Raw genomic sequence first — 18858 nt, 5'->3', positions numbered from 1 at the left:
GAAATCGCGCATGGTTAGCCAAACAAACGAACAGGCGCTGGAGGCCGCAATCGAGACAGCCTTGGTGGGTAGCTGTTTGGAAGAGCGCAAAAACCAAGTAAAAGAAGTGATCCCCGACTATGGTAATAAATATTACCAGCCGGGTAGCCCTATCGACTTTAATAAGCAGTATGCGCTCGATGAGCGTTTCTTCTGGGCGTTTTTAGAAAAAACGCAGGAAGATGAGCTTGAAAAGATCAAACGCAATAACCCTAACGACTGGCAACGCAAAATATACGAGCGCTTTGACCGGCTCATCAAAAAACACGGTATTTTACATCTGCTCAAGAAAGGCTTGAGCGTTGACGATGCTCACTTCAATTTAATGTATCCAGCACCGCTGGCTAGCAGTAGTGAGAAGGTTAAACAGAACTTTTCTGAAAACCTGTTTAGCTGTACCCGCCAATTACGTTATTCGCAGGCTAATCCGCTGCAAGAAATTGATATGGTTTTGTTTATCAATGGTATTCCATTGATTACCCTAGAATTGAAGAACGCTTGGACAAATCAAACTGCCCGATACCACGGGCAAAAACAATACCGTGAAGATCGAGATACGAATCAACCACTTCTGAATTTTGGTCGCTGTCTGGTGCATATGGCGGTAGATACCGATGAAGTCTATATGACGACCAAGTTGGCAGGTAAGGCGACGTTCTTCTTGCCGTTCAACAAAGGGCATAACCTCGGTCAAGGCAATCCACCAAACCAAACAGGGCATAAAACGGCTTATTTATGGGAAGAGGTTTTCACCAAAGAAAGCTTAGCCAATATTATTCAGCACTTTGTAAGACTGGACGGTAGCAGCAAAGACCCACTTAACAAGCGCACTTTGTTTTTCCCGCGTTATCATCAAATGGATGTGGTACGAAAGTTGGTTAACGATGCTTCTGAGAATGGCGTTGGCCAAACATACTTAATTCAGCATTCGGCGGGTTCTGGTAAGTCTAATTCAATCACTTGGGCTGCGTATCAGCTTATTGAAACTTACCCTGCTAACGAGGGTGTTCAAGGTAGCCGAGGTTTAGATCAGCCATTATTTGATTCAGTGATTGTTGTGACTGACAGACGCTTACTCGATAAGCAGCTTCGCGATAACATCAAAGACTTCTCGGAAGTGAAGAACATTGTTGCGCCAGCCCATAAATCGTCGGAGCTTAAGTCTGCACTTGAGAATGGTAAGAAGATTATCATCACCACTATTCAGAAATTCCCATTCATTATTGATGGTATTGCCGATCTTAGCGATAAGCGCTTTGCTGTCATTATTGATGAGGCGCACAGTTCGCAGTCAGGTTCAGCCCACGACAACATGAACCGTGCAATGGGTAAATCTGAGGTGGAAGGGGCGGAAGACGCTCAAGACAAGATTCTACAGGCGATGAAATCACGCAAGATGCGTGGCAATGCCTCATATTTAGCGTTTACCGCTACACCTAAAAATACCACCCTAGAAAAGTTTGGACAACAACAGCCTGATGGCAGCTTTGAGCCATTCCATTTGTACACTATGAAGCAGGCGATTGAAGAAGGTTTCATTCTTGATGTGCTGGCTAATTACACGACTTACAAAAGCTATTACGAAATCGAAAAGTCGATTCAAGACAACCCTGAATTTGATACCAAGAAAGCGCAAAAAAAACTCAGGGCTTACGTTGAGAGCAGCCAACATACGATAGATACCAAAGCTGAGATTATGCTGGAGCATTTTGTGCCGCATGTCGTCAACGCCAAGAAGCTTAAAGGCAAAGGTAAAGGTATGGTAGTGACACAGAATATTGAAACGGCTATTCGCTATTACAAAGCCATAACACGATTCCTTGAGGAACAGGGCAACCCCTTTAAGGCCGTGATTGCTTTCTCGGGCGAGAAGGAAGTAGATGGTATCAAATACACTGAAGCTGAAATGAATGGCTTTGCTGAGAATGAAACCAAGGATAAATTCGATAAAGACGAATATCGCCTTCTCGTAGTGGCAAATAAGTATCTCACAGGCTTTGATCAACCTAAGCTCTGCGCGATGTATGTAGATAAGAAGCTGGCGAGTGTTTTGTGTGTGCAGGCGCTATCGCGTTTAAACAGGTCAGCTCCTAAGCTAGGCAAGAAAACGGAAGATCTTTTCGTGCTAGATTTTTTCAATTCTATTGAAGAAATTAAAACGGCATTTGATCCATTCTATACAGCAACCTCACTGTCTGAAGCGACTGATGTCAATGTACTCCATGAATTAAAAGATGAAATGGATGATGTAGGTGTTTATGAATGGACGGAAGTTGAAGAGTTTGTAAAACGGTATTTTGACAATGAAGATGCACAACGTCTAAGCCCCATAATCGATATTGCCGCAGCCCGATTCAATATTGAATTGGAGCTAGAAAATGAAGCCAAAATCGACTTCAAAATCAAAGCCAAGCAGTTTGTTAAAATCTACGGCCAGATGGCTTCAATTATGTCCTATGAAATAGCTGTATGGGAAAAACTATTCTGGTTCTTAAAGTTCCTGATCCCCAAGCTTAAAGTTCAAGATCCTGATGCTGAATTATTAGATGAATTATTGGATTCAGTTGATCTGAGCTCATACGGTCTTCAAAGAGTTAAGCTAAGCCACACTATTGGTTTGGACGGAGAAGAAACAGAGTTAGATCCACAAAACCCTAACCCAAGAGGGGCGCACGGTGGCGACAAAGAAACCAACCCATTGGATGACATCATATACACGTTCAATGAACGCTGGTTCCAAGGTTGGAGTGCAACACCCGAAGAGCAACGTATTAAGTTTGTAAACATAGCAGATAGCGTAAAAGCGCACCCAGATTATGAAGACAAATATAAAAACAACGCCGATCCACATAACCGTGAATTGGCATTCGAAAAAATATTAAAAGAAATAATGCTTCAGCGCCGCAAAGACGAGCTAGAGCTATACAAGTTGTTTGCTGGTGATGATGCCTTTAAGTCGTCTTGGAAGCAGAGTATTCAGCGCATTGTGGATATGTAGAAAAACTTGCTGCTAACGGTTTACTGGACGCTAATGAAATGTGCATTCCTCAATTATGAGTGGTTTTTTATGTAGTTAAAGGGATGTCGGTAGAGTAGCGTATATTATAGAAATGAGTGCTTTCGACCTAAAGCGAACATTGATTGTTCTCGTGAGTTAAATTATTAAAGAGTGAACTGTTGAAGGAGTGTTAATGGCAAATCCAATAATTCCAGATAAGCCCAGAGGAATTTTACTTGAGGATGAGCAGCATCCAGGGTTTTATAGTTTTAGCTTCGTTCCCCCTAAGGAAAAGTTAAGGGATGCTGGATTAAATGAAGATAACCCGATGTCTTACATCGTGCCTATACTCGACGTAAATGCGCAAGACAATTACATACAGATTTTTCCAATAAATACCTTTGCCACACACCCTGAATTCTTAAAATACAAGTACCCAAAACTGAAGAGCATAACCCTTTCAAACTTTGATTTTGGACTGGCTACAAATCAAGGGGAAGTTGAGGAAATGCTAGATATATTGCCATCTGGCTTTGTAAAGGATTTTAACTATGGGCTTGGGTTTTTAAAGGATTTTAAATTTATTGTAGATACACTCGAAGAACTAGATTTTGAGCATTTAGTAATTGATAAAGATGGTGAAACTTCATTAGATGAAGAGAATAAAATAATAACGCTAAAATATTCAGATTATGACGAGATAAGAAAGGGAATTAATCGGGTTTCATATGCAACGCAGAAGACTGCTAGAAAAGTTAAAAGAGCATCGACCTATAACACATTATGCTTTTTTATAGATGATAAAAAATTCCCGCAAAAACCACTAGACATAAAAGACACCTATATTGAGAGATCAATAGCAAAGGCTTCGGATATAAGAGATATAAACATCTCCGAAAGTGAAAGAAAACATATCATAAAAACGGTCTCTAAAAATGCCAGAAAAATATTAGGTGATGATAGCCATTCTCTCGTAAAACTAAAGAATGAAATTGAACTTGTATCTCTAGAAGACCTTATGTCAAATTTTTCGGAGATGATAGGAAAGAAGCTCGCTGAAGATAAATGGCAGGATTTGTTTCAAGAAAATCCATTCATACTAAACCTTCTATTTGGATACCCGATTATTAAAATTCAGGATCAGGCCTCTGTTGGTGGAAGAAAGCTTTCTGGAAAAGGCGATAAAATAACTGACTTTCTAAGCAAGAATGTTAAAACGAATAATACGGCTATCGTTGAAATTAAAAATCCACACGCAAAACTTCTAAATGCAAGGGAATATAGAGAAGGCGTGTTTTCACCCTCAGGTGAACTGTCAGGATCATTAAATCAAACACTTGATCAAAGATATAAGCTGCAAAAAGAAATAGCTACAATAAAAGAAAATACGAGAAATTATGATATTGAAACATTTTCGGTTCATTGCGTGCTCGTTATAGGCACGACACCTGAAGGGCATGATGAGAGAAAGTCTTTTGAAATATTTAGAAGAAATTCTAAGGATGTAGATGTAATTACATTCGATGAAGTACTTGAAAAATTGAAGCAGCTACACGAATTTTTAACCAGCGAAAACCTAGAAAACAAGGAAGACAGCTCTCATGAGCAAAATAATTGAAATAGATATCAAAAACTATCGTGGAATTAAGTCTTTCTCACAAAAGTTTTCTAGCAATGTTGTTTGTTTAATCGGGAGGGGGGACAGCAGTAAGACAACTGTACTGGAAGCAATCAAAGCAATCCTTTCTCCAAGGTGGAATCATGCATTCTACGATACTGACTTCTACCAATTAGATACATCTGATCCGATTGAAATTGTAATTTCGCTAACCGATATACCTGACGCTCTAAAAACTGAAGGAAAATTCGGCTTGTATCTTCGAGCTGTTGATGCAGAGGGAAATATAGCTGATGATCTTGGCGATGAAGATAGCGCGGTTTTAACGATTAAACTTACTGTTGATCATACTTTGGAACCAACATGGCACGTCATTACAGGACGAGACCAGGAGCCAAAAGAAATAAAACAAGGTGATCGTGGCAAATTAAATTGCTTTATGATTTCAGACTATCTGGATAGTCATTTTTCATGGGGACAAGGAAATCCTTTATATTCTCTTCTTAATACGGGCGAATTTGACGGAGAAAGAAATAAGCATGTTTTAGAGGCTATGAGAGAAGCCAAGGTTAAACTTGATGACGAGAGCTTCACATACCTTGCAATCATTACAGATAAGATCAAATCTCAAGCTGCGGGATTTGGGCTTGGATTGGATAATATAAATAGCACTATCGATTTTAAAGATATTTCTATTAGTGAAGGCAAAGTAAGCCTCCATGATGGCAAAGTACCATTCAGGCTCATGGGAAAGGGCTCGCGAAGAATAGCCTCTATAGCAATTCAGACTGCTGTCGCCGAAGGTGGTGGAATTGCACTGATTGATGAATTAGAGCAAGGCTTAGAGCCAGACCGTGTTAGACAGATTGTCAGAAACTTAAAAGATAACGGTTCAGGTCAAGTCATTATCACAACCCATTCGCGTGAAGTCATAACGGAATTAAGTAGCAAGGACTTGGTACTTTTGGTTGCAAATAAAGTATCTGGTGAAATCGTATCAAAGAATCTGAAAATACAGGACGATATATTGCAGGGAGTAATCAGGGCTTGTCCTGAGGCGTTTTTCGCGAAAAAGGTCATTGTATGTGAGGGCGCAACTGAAGTCGGAATATGCCGTGCGTTAGATAAATTCAGGCGCGAGATGGGAAATGACCAACTATCGCTTAAAGATTGTGCTTACGTTGATGGAGCTGGACATTCGTTTACAGAAAGAGCTAATAATATCAAAGATGCAGGGATAGATACCGCTGCATTCTGTGACTCTGATCGAGATGAGGAGCTAAACCCCTCAAAGGATGTTCTAAAGAATAATGCTATAGAAATCTATGATTGCGATGACAAAAATAAAATCGAACAACAAGTATTTAAAGACCTGCCCTGGGAGGCTGTTTTAGAGCTTATTGAATATGCCAAAGAGGCTCGTAATTTATCAGATGATCAATTAAGAGAATCTGTTAACGCTAAATACCTTAAGGGAACGCTCACGGTTGATTGGATTGATAATATTGGCGATACACCAGAATTAAGAGAGGCCTTGGCAGGTGCATCGTCTTTGAAAAAAAGGGAATGGTTTAAGAGGATTGATCATGGACAAAAATTAGGTCAGATCATTTTTAAATACTTTGATCAAATAGATGGAAAGAAATTGAGGCAAACACTCCAAGGAATTAGTGACTGGGTTGACAGCTAATGGACTATGAAGAGTTTCTGTCGCATCAAAAATCAAAAATAATTGCACCAGCAGGATACGGGAAAACACATTCGTTAGCCCAATGCGTTAAGCATGTGCAGGATAAAGCATTAATCCTTACCCACACCCATGCGGGCGTAGCTGCGATTAAAGACAAATTGAAGGCTCAATTAGTCGCGCCTGAAAAATATCATGTAGAAACAATAAGTAGCTTTTCTCAAAAATATACCAATTCATATTATATAGGTGGTGATATTCCTGAGCAGGATACCTCTAATGAATTCCATAGCTTTATGCTTGAGAAATCTAGAGAGATTTGCGCGACCAAAATTATTCAAGATGTTCTCAAAAATTCTTATGAAAGAATATTCGTAGATGAATATCAGGACTGTACACAAGAGCAACACGCTTTACTTCAAGAGTTATCAAAAGGTATCCCGATCCATATTTTTGGTGATCCGATGCAAGGTATATTTGGTTTTAGGGAACAACAATTAGTCGATTTCGATAACGACCTAGATGAATTTTATGAAGCACCATCGCTATCAATTCCCTTCAGATGGAACAATGCTGGGAGTAACGGGCTTGCTCAGGATTTACACAGTATGCGTATTGCCTTGGAGCAAGGGGAAGATTTAGATTTAAACAATTATTTGAACGTAGAAATCGTGCAGGCACAAGAGGCCGAGCAATACAGGCACGGAACTGATTATCAAAGAACGATTCATAATTTAAGAACGCTGGATAGCTTATTAGTAATCCACCCTGACCCGACAAGGAAGCAACAAAGGGTGGACTTTTCTAAAAGGTTTAGAGGTATCAATACAATAGAAAGTATAGATGACAAAGATTTTTATAGAATTGCAAAGCTTTGTGATAATGTTGACTTAACAAACAAGATATTATCAGTAAGAAATATCAGTTATGAACTATTTGATAAGACAGGTTTAGACATCTGGTTTAATAAAAACGGGTTGAAAAATAAACGAGTAGAGGCCGATAAAGAAATCTCTGGCTTAGTTTCAACAAACATTGATGCTATAACATCTGAATATGATCTAGCCCGTGCAATTGAACAAGTCAAAAATATGCCTGAGGTGCGCTGTACTCGTATAGAAATATATAAATCTATTATTTCAGCTATTACTATTGCTAGAGAAGATGGCTCGTCGATTTATGAAGCCATGAAGAAACAAAGAAACATCGTAAGAAGGCAAGGTCGGAAAATATATGGCAACCATATTGGCACTACACTTCTTACGAAAGGTCTAGAATTCGATACGGTACTAATTTTAGATGCCCACAAAATTAAATGCCCTAAAAATCTCTATGTGGCACTAACTAGGTGCTGTAGTCGACTTATCGTTATAACTGAAAACAGACAGCTCCATCCTTATCCAATGTGAGTCCTATTTGACTGATTGCGAATTTCCTTTGGCCATTAGGCGATTTCAAGGGTGTAAAACCCTTGATACAAGTTCATTTTCGATATTTTGCAGTGAAGCCAAAGCATTGGTGCGCTGTAGCGTACGTGCATTGCTTTTTATCAGCTCGATGAAAGCTTCTTTATGTAAGCCGTGAAGCTGATATGTGCTTTTGGCTGCTAATTCAAATTTTGTTACTAATCTCATTGTAACCTCCTATATTTGGAGGCCGTGACAACCACGGCCTTTGTAAAGCCGCGTGGTCGAGAATATGTGGTTGCCTGCACCTGTGGTCGCAATGCAATGGAGAAGCATTTTATGCTTGCAGGAATAAACCGCTATTCACGTTAATGTGGATGCTAAAAAGGCCGCGTGGGTTCACGCGTTTTCAAATTTGGTGGTAAAGATTGATTGGTTATTTGGATCAGCACTAAAGCGCTGCTGCTTTTGTTTATAAAGAGTTTCGCTGCGCTGAAAAAAGGCAGAACACGTTCGTGTTCGCATCTAGTGTTCTAGTTTCTCCTTTTGGGTAGACGTAAAAATATCACATAACTTGTCTTCATCAAGACATCCCCCAACCTTCCGCACCTTCTCAAGTTCAGGTTTGTGCAGGCTGGGTGGTTCCCCCTGTCTGGATTGCGCCAAAACATGTGATCTTCGCTCGCCAGCTCGCTTCTTTTTCTGGGGTTTTCAACCCCAAAAGGGGATGTGTTTTTAAGATTAAGGAGCAAAACAATGAGCGAAGAAATTAAAATTTATGTTGCAGACCTTGCCGCATACAACAACGGTAAGTTACACGGTGTTTGGATTGATGCCACGCAAGCGCTGGACGACATTCAAGAACAAATTAATGAGTTATTAGCCAACAGTCCAGAAGACGATGCCGAAGAATATGCTATTCATGACTATGAAGGCTTTGCAGGTTATTCAGTGTCTGAGTATGAAGGAATTGAGCGTGCGCACGAAGTAGCTTGTTTTATTGAGGAACATGGCGAGATTGCAGGCGAGTTATTATCTCACTTTGGCGATAGTATCGACGATGCGCAAAAAGCCATTGAAGATAATTATTGTGGTTGTTATGCCTCACTAGCTGATTATGCCGAAGAGCTGACCGAAGAAACCACACAGATCCCAGAACATTTAGCTTTTTATATCGACTATGAAAAAATGGGTCGTGATATGGAGCTAGGCGGCGATGTATTCACCATTGAAACGGGCTATCAAGAAGTACATATTTTCTGGAACCATTAAACAGGCGAGCTCTTGACCTTTCTTGTTGAAGGGGCGGGAGCTTACTTTTAGCCGCGCACTTTTGGGGCTCAGAGGCCTTGCAGCCTATATCGCTCATACTTCGCTTGTCTTGCCTCCGCTGTCGTCAAGCTGAGCCCCAAAAGTTTAAATAATGCTGGCTATCGGTATTATTAATATCGATAGCGCCTTTGTTTTAAACCGTTCCGGTTTATATTTTGTGTATTTCGCGGCGCTTACCGCCGTGAAACTTAATGGTGGTAAACCATGATTGATTATGTTAGTTTATAGATATTGTTTTTTACGGCGTTTATCGCCGCAAATAAAGCTAATGGTAAACTAAAAAGGGTTTTACGCTTGGTTAACAGCACTACTTCACATGATGATGTAGCAAAAGGGGCTTATAAACAGTCACTTAAAGCGCTTCTACCTTATGGTATGCTGGCGACTAAAAAGTGGCTGGCAGAACAAGGCTTAAGTGCCCATGCCATCGATAACGCAGTAAAAACAGAAACTTTGTTATTACTGGCTACTGGCGTATATAGCCAGTATTCCCGCTCATTGAGCTGGGAAGGGGTTGTTGCCTCTATGCAGCGTATGGATGTGAACAACTCGGATAATCTGCCTTCGGTCATCGTTGGCGGGTTGTCAGCATTGTCCTTGTCGGGATTGTCGCAGTATCTGTCGTTAGGCAGTACGCCACATATTCATTTATATGCACAAGGTAAGTTGCCATCATGGTTGGGGCGTTTGTCGCTGCCCGTTGAATGTGATGGGCATAGTACTAATACCTTATGGCCTGAATGGCTGATAAAAGACAAAAGCTTTATCAGGCAGCATGAATGGGAGGCGGATCTGCCCCCTGTGTATTTTTCATGTCCTGAAAAAGCGTTGTTGGAGTTACTGGTAGATTTGCCAGACGCGGTTAGCTTTGAGCATGCCGACGAGTTAATGCAAGGACTCGTGAATTTATCACCCAGAAAACTCGATACACTTTTAAAAGCCTGTAAAAGTGTGAAGGTGAAACGATTGTTTTTCTGGCTGGCTAAACGTCAAGCTTACCCTTGGTTTAACAAGCTGAATGTCGATGATTACGATTTAGGCTCTGGCAAGCGTGTTGTGGCTAAAGGCGGTAAATTGGATACGGATTATTTGATCACTGTGCCGTCACATATGGCAATGGAAAGCGAAAGTTAGCGATGGATAGAAACAGTATTTTTTACAAGCAAGTGCAGTTATTGATGCAGGTTTTGCCCTTTGTCGCCAAGCAAGAATGCTTTGCGCTTAAAGGTGGTACGGCGATCAATCTCTTTGTCAGAGAGTTTCCGCGCTTGTCGGTTGATATTGATTTAGTTTATCTGCCAATGAAAGGCCGTGATGCGGCATTGCAGGAAATCAGCGATGCATTAGATGCAATAAGCGCAGATTTAAAAGCCGCGTTTAAAGATGTTGAGCTAACCGAAGCATACAAGTCAAAGCGCGATGCGCTCAGACTAATCGTTGGCCGTAATGGCGTACAGATTAAAGTAGAGTTATCTCCCGTATTACGTGGCACGGTTTACGAGCCGAAGATGATGGAAGTATGCGCAGCTGTAGAAGATGAATTTGGTTATGCAGAAGTACCTGTGGTGGCCTTGGCCGATCTTTATGCTGGCAAAATATGCGCGGCATTAGATAGGCAGCACCCAAGAGACTTATTCGATGTGAAGTGGCTCTTGGAAAATGAAGGCCTAACGGATGAGATACGAAAAGCATTAATAATCTATCTCTCAAGTCACAATCGGCCTATGGCCGAATTGTTGAGGCCGCAATTTAAAGATATAGCGGCCATTTATGCAGGTGAATTTGCAAATATGGCCGAGACGGACGTACCGCTTGAAGAGCTGGTGGCCGTGAGAAAGCATTTGGTAGAGCTTATTCACCAAGGGCTGACCGATAGTGAGAAAAGCTTTTTACTGTCGTTTAAAAACCGTGAGCCGGATTGGGCTTTACTTGAGCTTGATGCTGTTAGTGAGCTTCCGGCCATTAAATGGAAACAGATTAATTTGGCAAAAATGCCAGATGACAAACATAAGCTGGCGTTAGACAAGCTAAAAGAAGTACTGAGTGTTTGATTTATAGTACTTAGTTATTTTGCTAGAATAGCGCTCAAATTTTTCAATGCTTTGATGGGAGGTTTTGCTGGCTGTAGGCCGTGGCAATCTGCTTGAAGATCAGGGCTTAGAGTTAACTTTATTTTTTTGTACAAATAGTTGTACAAAACGGGAATTTAGATACATGGCAAACGCCGATTTTCTTAATGAAATCAATAAGCGAAGAACTTTCGCTATCATCTCGCACCCCGATGCGGGTAAAACAACGCTGACCGAAAAACTGTTGTTGTTCGGGGGCGCGATTCAGGTTGCGGGGTCAGTTAAAGGGCGAAAAGCTTCACGACACGCAACATCTGACTGGATGGAAATGGAGCAAGAGCGGGGTATTTCGATTACTACCTCGGTGATGCAGTTTGAACATAATGAAAAATTATTGAACTTGCTCGATACCCCTGGGCATGAGGATTTTTCTGAAGATACCTATCGAACATTAACAGCGGTTGATTCTGCGTTGATGGTCATCGATTGTGCGAAAGGGGTGGAAGCCAGAACCATTAAATTAATGGAAGTGTGTCGTTTGCGTGATACGCCCATTATTAGTTTTATTAATAAGTTGGACAGGGAAGGCAGGGATCCTTTAGAGCTTATTGATGAAGTTGAATCGGTGTTGAAAATTCAATGTGCGCCAATGACATGGCCAATAGGCATGGGCAAGCGCTTTAAAGGTGTTTACCACATCTATAAAGATGAAGTGCATGTGTTTAGCCCAACGCATGGCGGTAAAATTGCCACTGGCGAAATATTTAAAGGGCTAGATAACCCTGGGCTCAAGGAGTTGATGGGCCATGATTTTGAAGACTTTTTTGAGGAGTTAGAACTGGTTCGAGAAGCCAGTACGCCTTTCGATATAGACGCTTATTTAGCGGGTAAACAAACGCCGGTATTTTTTGGCTCGGCGGTGAATAATTTTGGTGTGGGTGAATTGCTTGACGCGTTTGCAGAATATGCACCGGCCCCTCAACCACGACAAGCGGTTGAACGTGAAGTGCTGCCAGAAGAAGATAAGTTTTCGGGTTTTGTATTTAAGGTTCAAGCCAATATGGATCCAGCGCATCGTGATCGAATAGCCTTTATGCGTATTTGTTCCGGTGAGTATTCACAGGGTATGAAAATAAACCATGTGCGTATTAAGAAGAATATTCAGGTTGGTAATGCCATTACGTTTCAGGCGGATAGCCGGAAAAACGTAGAACAGGCTTTTGCAGGTGATATTATTGGGCTGCATAACCATGGCACCATTCAAGTGGGTGATACGTTTACACAAGGTGAGGCTTTAAAATTTGGTGGTATTCCTTATTTTGCCCCAGAGCTTTTTCGTAAAGCCGTTTTGAAAGACCCGCTACGTATGAAGGCTTTACAAAAAGGCCTGACGCAATTAACCGAAGAAGGTGCGACGCAGTTATTTAAACCGCTACGGAATAATGACTTAATTTTAGGTGCAGTGGGTGTGCTTCAGTTTGAAGTGACAGCGCAACGCCTTAAAAGTGAGTATAACGTAGAGTGTGTGTATGATAATGCACCTATTACAACGGCTCGTTGGGTGAGCTGTGATGACCCGAAAAAATTTGAAGAGTTTAAAAAGAAAGCGCACGATAGTTTGGCAGAAGATGGCGGTGGCTATTTGGTATATTTAGCGAAAAGCCGAGTTAACCTATCGTTAACACAAGAGCGCTGGCCAGAGATAACCTTTAGTGCGACACGCGAGCTGTAAAACATAAATGATAGGAGTGAGTGATGACTGAAAAAAACTATTCAATAGAAGCATTAGAACTAGGCCCTGCAGAAAACTTTATTTATCTGATTCACGATCACAAAACTAACCGAGCAGCGGTGGTAGATCCTGCTTGGGATGTGCCTAAGGTAATAGAGTTGGCTAAGCAAAAAGGAGTCGAGATTACCGATATCCTGCTAACGCATAGTCACCATGACCATATTAACGGTATTGGTGATGTGCTGGATAAGTACGATGCGCAGGTGCATTTGTTAAAGCAGGAAGCTGACTTTTGGGGTGATCACCCGGCCTCGCCAAGCATTCATTATGGTGGTGATGAAATTATGTTGGGCGAGAGCAGTATTAAAGTGTTACATACGCCGGGGCATACGCCCGGTTCAGCGTGTTATCAAATAGGCGATGATTTGTTAACGGGCGATACGATGTTTGTTTTTGGTTGTGGGCGTTGTGATTTCACAGGCGGCGACCCAGAAGTAATGTATAAAACCTTGAATAAAATTCGTACAGAATTACCAAGTTCTACGACGATTCTGCCGGGGCATAATTATGCGGTTAAAAAGACATCAACCATCGCAGAGCAAATAAAAGGTAACCCGTTTTTGCATCAGCATAGCCTGCAAGATTTTGTGCAATACCGAATGAATACGCCAAAACGCAAGAGCCCTTATGAGGCAGAGCCAGAATCGGGCTGTGGGCACGATCACTAAGTGGCGTATGAATTTAAAGATGATGATGTGATTTGCAGTTGCACGGGCGTCACCAAAAAGCACTTTTTAACAAGGATAAAGGCCGACAATATCGAGACACTTGAGCAGGCAAGGGAAAAAACACGCGTTAATGTTGCCTGCGGCATGTGTGTTTATATTGTGGAAAAACTGCTCGATGTAGACTAAAAGGTTATTTTTCTGTGAGCAAAAAAACGTGTTCAAGCATGCGCGATACGCCTTTGGCCTTGAAGCGTTTTGATTGCTCTAAAATATCCTCAGACGCTAAGCACTGAATCTCATAACGCGCAGAGAAATGTTGCTGTACTTCGTCAGGTGTTACCGAAAAGGGAGGGCCGCTCATTTCATGTTGGGGGTAGTCAACAGTAACGAGTAGGCGCTGCGTTTTATTAGGTAAAAGTTCATTTAGTTTTTCGACATAGCGGGCGCGCATATCCGCTGGAAAAGCAATCAAGGACGCACGATCGTAAACAAGCTGGTAAGCAGCTACGTCGTTGGCTGTTAGTTCGAATAAATCACCGCAAAAAATGGTCAGGTTTTCATAACGATAGGTTGAAAAACGCTCACCCTGAGTAATACTAGGCGTGAGTTTATTTTCTTTGAAAAAGTCCTCCACGGCTTTTTTGCTTAACTCAATGCCAATCACTTTTTCGGTATGTTCAGCTAACCAGATAAGGTCTTTGCTTTTGCCGCACAAAGGCACAAAAACAGCGGCGTTTGCTTTTGGTTTGAGTGCAGCAAAGTGCTCGATAAGATACGGGTTAACGTCATTTAAGTGAAAACCAATTTCACTTTTTGCCCAACGTTCATGCCAAAAGTTAGTGTCCATAATGTTTAGTTTATTGTTGAGTGACCGTTTTTAGGTGCGCGATAATTTGATCTAAGGGTATGTCTTGGTTGTCGCTGTCTGTTCTAGCACGATATTCAACCATGCCATTGTCTAAGCCTTTATCGCCCAGCACGATACGGTGAGGAATGCCAATAAGCTCCATATCTGAGAACATAAAGCCGGGGCGTACTTTTCTATCATCAAATAAAACATCAAACCCAGCTTCTTTTAGCTCTAGGTATAGTTTTTCAGTCGCTGCTTTTAAGCGTTCTGACTTGTGCATATTCATCGGTAATAAAGCAACTTGGAAAGGAGCTAATGCAGCGGGCCAAATAATACCTTTATTATCATGGTTTTGTTCAATAGCGGCAGCAATGACGCGGGTAATACCAATACCATAACAACCCATGGTCATCACTTGGTTTTTGCCGTTTTCGTTTAGCACAGACGCATTCATCGCTTCGCTGTATTTAGTGCCTAACTGAAAAATATGCCCAACCTCAATGCCGCGAGCAATAGTCAGGGTGCCTTGTCCATCTGGGCTAGCATCCCCTTCGACGACTTGACGAATATCTTCAATGCGAGTGGGTTCTGCTAAATCGCGGCCCCAGTTTACCCCTGTGTAGTGCATGTCATTTTCGTTAGCGCCACAAATGAAATTTGCCATAGTCGCTGCGCTACGATCAACAATCATGGGTACATTTAAATTGATGGGGCCGATATAGCCTGCATCACAGCCAGCAGCTTGTGAAATCTCAGCATCGCTAGCCATCGTTAGGGGTGATGCTACGCCGTCTAGCTTTTCGGCTTTAATATCGTTCAGTGAGTGGTGGCCGCATAATAAAAGCGCCACAACAGTATCGTCATCACCTTTTACCAATAAAGTTTTTAAACACTGTGCGCTGCTCACGTTTAAGAAACTGCTAATTTCTTCAATGCTGCGTTGGCCTGGGGTAGGTACTTTTTCTAACTGTTCAGTGGCCTCGGCGTGCGGCTCTGTGGGTGCTAATGCCTCGGCTTTTTCTACATTAGCGGCGTATTGGCTTTCAGTAGAAAAGGCAATCGCGTCTTCACCAGAATCAGCCAGTACGTGAAACTCATGCGAGGCGTTGCCACCAATAGAGCCGGTGTCTGCCAATACAGGGCGGAAATTTAGGCCAAGGCGTGTAAAAATATTATGGTAGGCCTTAAACATGCGGTCATAGGTTTCTTGCAAAGACTCGTCATCCATATGAAACGAGTAGGCATCTTTCATAATAAATTCGCGTGAACGCATAATGCCAAAACGAGGCCGAATCTCATCGCGAAATTTAGTTTGTATTTGGTAGTAATTAACCGGTAATTGCTTGTAACTCTTTATTTCGTTACGGGCCAGTTCGGTAATAATTTCTTCATGTGTTGGGCCTAAGCAAAATTCACGGCCATGTCGGTCATTTAAGCGAGCTAGTTCAGGGCCGTATTGTTCCCAACGCCCCGATTCTTGCCAAAGTTCAGACGGCTGTACAACCGGCATTAAGACTTCTAACGCACCAGCATTGTTCATTTCTTCGCGAACAATATGCTGTGCTTTTTGCAGAATGCGAACACCAAGGGGGAGCCAATTGTATAAACCAGCTGCTAGCTTGCGAACAAGCCCCGCGCGAATCATTAATTGATGACTGACGATTTCGGCATCTGAAGGGGTTTCTTTAACGGTATTGAGTGGGAATTGGCTAGTACGCATAGTTATTTTCTTCGGTTAATGAGGTTCACATGAAGCGAGACATTTTACGCTGAAAAAGGACCACTACCTAGTGGCGATAGAAAAGATATTGTTAGGCAGCTTTTTGATCCCAGCGTTTAAGTTTTCTATCAAGCGTGCGGCGAGAGATGCCTAGGCTTTTTGCGGCTTGAGATTTGTTGCCTTTACTCTCATTAATGGCTTTAAGAATATGCTCTTTTTCAAGTGATTTTAAGCAGTGCTTGTTTGTAGTCGCTGAGTTAGTGTCAGCCGCCGGTAATGTTTCATGTAATGGGATGCTTAGCAGTAACGAGCGTTCAATATGGTTGCGTAGCTCACGAATATTACCGGGCCAGTCATAAGCTTGTAAGGCATTGATTGACTCAGTTGAAATGTGAGGGCTGGTTAATTCGTGTTCTTCACACAATTGGCAAACAAAGGTGCTGGTGAGCGCTTCAATATCATCTGGGCGGTCACGCAGTGGCGGCGCAGTAAAAGGAACGACACTTAAACGGTAATATAAGTCAGCCCTAAATAAGCCTTGCTTAACCAGGTCTTTAAGGCGTTTATTTGTGGCGGCAACGATACGGACAGAGGTGTCATATTCTTTGTCGGAGCCAACGGGGCGAATGGTTTTTTCTTCTAAAAGGTGTAAAAGCTTGGGTTGCGAATCTAGCGGCAGCTCGCCAATTTCATCTAAAAATAATGTGCCATTTTGTGCAGTGGCGACCAGCCCTTTTCGTGCATCTTTGGCACCTGTAAAGGCGCCTTTTGCGTGACCAAATAGTTCGGTTTCTAACAAGTGTTGGCTAAAGGTTGCGCAGTTAATAGACACAAAGGGACCTTTGCGTTGGCTAAGGTCATGAATTTTTCTAGCTAATAGGCTTTTACCAGTACCCGTTTCGCCGTCCAATAAAATAGGTGTGTTTTTAGTGGCGACACGATCAATGTCGTCCAACAGTTTAACGACAAGTGGGTTATTACCAAAAAATGAGTGGCGGTCACGAATGGCTTTACGAAGTGCCGATGATTTGTGGGTAGTCATAGAAAATAGCGTCGTGAGACATTCTGTCAAAAGTCTCTTTATATTGAGACAAAGTGTCGCATAAGTCTAGTGCGTTGTTATGCTTGTTTCAGTGATAATTTTTAAAGTTATTTATTAATCAATGAGTTGATGGTATGCCAAACCCGCTGGCATTAGTTTTGCTTTATGCCATCGGGTATTTTGATAATCAATAATAAGGAAAAATCAATGAAAATAAATAAATTAGCGTTAGCTGCCGCTGTTTTTATGGGGGGCTCAGTATCGGCTCATGCAGGCTCTGAACTGACAACGCTACTTATGTTGCTGCATGAAAATGGCACGATATCAGATGCGCAATACCAACGCGTATTAGCTGAGGCGAAAGCAACAGAGCAAAAAACGATCGCGCAAACTGAAGATATTCAAGAAAGGCTCGATAAGGCAACCAATGTTGAAGTGAATGTTAATAAAGGTGGCTTAGCTGTTAAATCTCGTGATGGTAACTTCACAACGCAAATTGGTGGTCGCATGCAGTTAGACTCCGCTTGGTATGGAGAAGATGATTCGGCAGCGGGGAGTACATTAGGTGATGGCACAAAAGTACGTCGAGCAAGGCTATATATTAAAGGTACTGTAAATAAAGATTGGTTCTATAAGTTTGAGTATGACTTTGCGGGTACAGGTGATACACGAAAAGGGATTACGGATATTTGGGTTGGTTACAATGGGTTTGACTTTGAAGGGCTAAGCGTTAAGGCCGGCCATTTTAGAGACCCATTTATGTTGCAAGATCAAATCAGCGACAATAATACGCAGTTTACCGAAAGAGCCTCAATTGATGCCTTTACGGCGAGCAGACATATTGGCGTTATGGGTAGCATTGATCGTAAACATTGGACAACAGCGCTCGGTGTGTTTGGTGATAAAGCCAATACAAATGGTGGCTCAGACGATGAGGGATGGGGTTTAGGCGGGCGCTCTACTTGGATGCCAGTTAATGAAAAAGGTTCGTTGGTTCATTTAGGTTTGGCCGCAAATTACCGCAGCACACGAGGAGGCGAGGTTCAGTTCAAACAACAGCCTGAAACTAACATCTCAGGAGTGGACTTTGTGGATACAGGTAAGTTGCTAGATGTGGATAGCTATTTAACATTAGGTGCCGAAGTAGCTCTTGTTAAAAATAGGTTTTCTGGCCAAGCCGAATATATTCGTACTCAGCTTGAACGCGATACAACTAGTGACCTAACATTTGATGGTTGGTATGCACAAACAGGCTGGTTCCTTACACAAGATACACGCCCATATACGCATAAAGGTGCAAAATTCAAAGCAGTTAAGCCTAATAGCCCGTTTGGTAATGGTGGTATAGGTGCATGGGAGTTAGCGTTACGATATAGCACCATTGATTTAATGGATGGCGCTATAAACGGTGGTGAAATGGACAACGTGACTTTGGGCCTTAATTGGTTCCCAGTAGCGGGCTTACGTTTTTCTGCTAACTATATTAAAGTGCTAGAGGTAGAAGGTGGGGCGCACGATAATGAAGAAGCAGATATTATGCAGCTTCGTGGCCAATGGGCGTTTTAACGCGGTAGGCCATCAAAGGGGCGCATTTGTCGCCCCTTGTTTTTTATAACGGGATAAGTAACGGGTAAATA

At 42.0% G+C, this 18858-nt stretch carries 15 protein-coding genes; 11 read left to right on the top strand and 4 right to left on the bottom strand.

Annotation, left to right across the window (positions count from 1 at the left end; genetic code table 11):
* Nucleotides 1-10 precede the first annotated feature (10 nt).
* From CYCME_RS11985 to CYCME_RS11970, 4 genes are all read left to right on the top strand, one after another.
* Nucleotides 11-3037 (top strand): type I restriction endonuclease subunit R, encoded by a 3027-nt coding sequence (locus tag CYCME_RS11985; protein ID WP_020933184.1) that lies wholly within the window; start codon nt 11-13, stop codon nt 3035-3037.
* A 193-nt stretch (nt 3038-3230) separates the two neighbouring features.
* The gene (locus CYCME_RS11980; RefSeq protein ID WP_020933183.1) at nt 3231-4655 is read left to right on the top strand and encodes a Shedu immune nuclease family protein; all 1425 of its coding nucleotides are present in this window, start codon (nt 3231-3233) and stop codon (nt 4653-4655) included.
* Nucleotides 4639-6345: an ATP-dependent nuclease gene (locus CYCME_RS11975; protein ID WP_020933182.1), complete on the top strand. Its 1707-nt coding sequence runs from the start codon at nt 4639-4641 to the stop codon at nt 6343-6345. Before CYCME_RS11980 ends, CYCME_RS11975 begins: the two co-directional genes overlap by 17 nt.
* Nucleotides 6345-7751 (top strand): UvrD-helicase domain-containing protein, encoded by a 1407-nt coding sequence (locus CYCME_RS11970; RefSeq protein ID WP_020933181.1) that lies wholly within the window; start codon nt 6345-6347, stop codon nt 7749-7751. The genes CYCME_RS11975 and CYCME_RS11970 overlap by 1 nt, the downstream gene beginning before the upstream one ends.
* Before the next feature lie 45 nt (nt 7752-7796).
* On the opposite strand, the gene CYCME_RS11965 is transcribed toward CYCME_RS11970, so the two are convergent.
* Entirely contained in the window at nt 7797-7976 is a 180-nt protein-coding gene (locus CYCME_RS11965) for a hypothetical protein (protein ID WP_020933180.1), read from the bottom strand.
* A 528-nt stretch (nt 7977-8504) separates the two neighbouring features.
* Here CYCME_RS11965 and CYCME_RS11960 point away from each other — a divergent pair.
* The 6 genes from CYCME_RS11960 to CYCME_RS11935 all read left to right on the top strand — a co-directional run bounded on the left by CYCME_RS11960 (nt 8505) and on the right by CYCME_RS11935 (nt 13795).
* Entirely contained in the window at nt 8505-9020 is a 516-nt protein-coding gene (locus tag CYCME_RS11960) for an antirestriction protein ArdA (protein WP_020933179.1), read from the top strand.
* Nucleotides 9021-9374: 354 nt separating this feature from the next.
* Nucleotides 9375-10214, top strand: coding sequence for a type IV toxin-antitoxin system AbiEi family antitoxin (locus CYCME_RS11955; RefSeq protein WP_020933177.1), 840 nt, complete (start codon nt 9375-9377; stop codon nt 10212-10214).
* A 2-nt stretch (nt 10215-10216) separates the two neighbouring features.
* Complete coding sequence (locus tag CYCME_RS11950) at nt 10217-11131, top strand: nucleotidyl transferase AbiEii/AbiGii toxin family protein (protein ID WP_020933176.1); 915 nt, start codon at nt 10217-10219, stop codon at nt 11129-11131.
* A 163-nt stretch (nt 11132-11294) separates the two neighbouring features.
* Nucleotides 11295-12881: a peptide chain release factor 3 gene (locus tag CYCME_RS11945; RefSeq protein WP_020933175.1), complete on the top strand. Its 1587-nt coding sequence runs from the start codon at nt 11295-11297 to the stop codon at nt 12879-12881.
* A 23-nt stretch (nt 12882-12904) separates the two neighbouring features.
* Nucleotides 12905-13609, top strand: a complete 705-nt coding sequence (locus tag CYCME_RS11940; protein ID WP_020933174.1) for an MBL fold metallo-hydrolase — start codon at nt 12905-12907, stop codon at nt 13607-13609.
* Nucleotides 13610-13795: a (2Fe-2S)-binding protein gene (locus tag CYCME_RS11935; protein ID WP_015005034.1), complete on the top strand. Its 186-nt coding sequence runs from the start codon at nt 13610-13612 to the stop codon at nt 13793-13795.
* A 4-nt stretch (nt 13796-13799) separates the two neighbouring features.
* On the opposite strand, the gene CYCME_RS11930 is transcribed toward CYCME_RS11935, so the two are convergent.
* The 3 genes from CYCME_RS11930 to CYCME_RS11920 all read right to left on the bottom strand — a co-directional run bounded on the left by CYCME_RS11930 (nt 13800) and on the right by CYCME_RS11920 (nt 17221).
* Nucleotides 13800-14456 (bottom strand): thiopurine S-methyltransferase, encoded by a 657-nt coding sequence (locus tag CYCME_RS11930; protein WP_020933173.1) that lies wholly within the window; start codon nt 14454-14456, stop codon nt 13800-13802.
* A 10-nt stretch (nt 14457-14466) separates the two neighbouring features.
* Complete coding sequence (locus tag CYCME_RS11925; RefSeq protein WP_020933172.1) at nt 14467-16179, bottom strand: proline--tRNA ligase; 1713 nt, start codon at nt 16177-16179, stop codon at nt 14467-14469.
* A 91-nt stretch (nt 16180-16270) separates the two neighbouring features.
* Nucleotides 16271-17221: a sigma-54 interaction domain-containing protein gene (locus CYCME_RS11920; protein ID WP_020933171.1), complete on the bottom strand. Its 951-nt coding sequence runs from the start codon at nt 17219-17221 to the stop codon at nt 16271-16273.
* Nucleotides 17222-17428: 207 nt separating this feature from the next.
* On the opposite strand from CYCME_RS11920, the gene CYCME_RS11915 reads away from it, so the two are divergent.
* On the top strand, nt 17429-18787 hold the full coding sequence (locus CYCME_RS11915) for an OprO/OprP family phosphate-selective porin (protein WP_015005038.1): 1359 nt from the start codon (nt 17429-17431) through the stop codon (nt 18785-18787).
* Nucleotides 18788-18858 lie beyond the last annotated feature (71 nt).

Origin of the sequence: Cycloclasticus zancles 78-ME (assembly GCF_000442595.1) — a bacterium.
GTDB classification, from domain to species: Bacteria; Pseudomonadota; Gammaproteobacteria; order Methylococcales; family Cycloclasticaceae; genus Cycloclasticus; species Cycloclasticus pugetii.
This window is presented reverse-complemented; position numbering and strand designations above follow the sequence as displayed.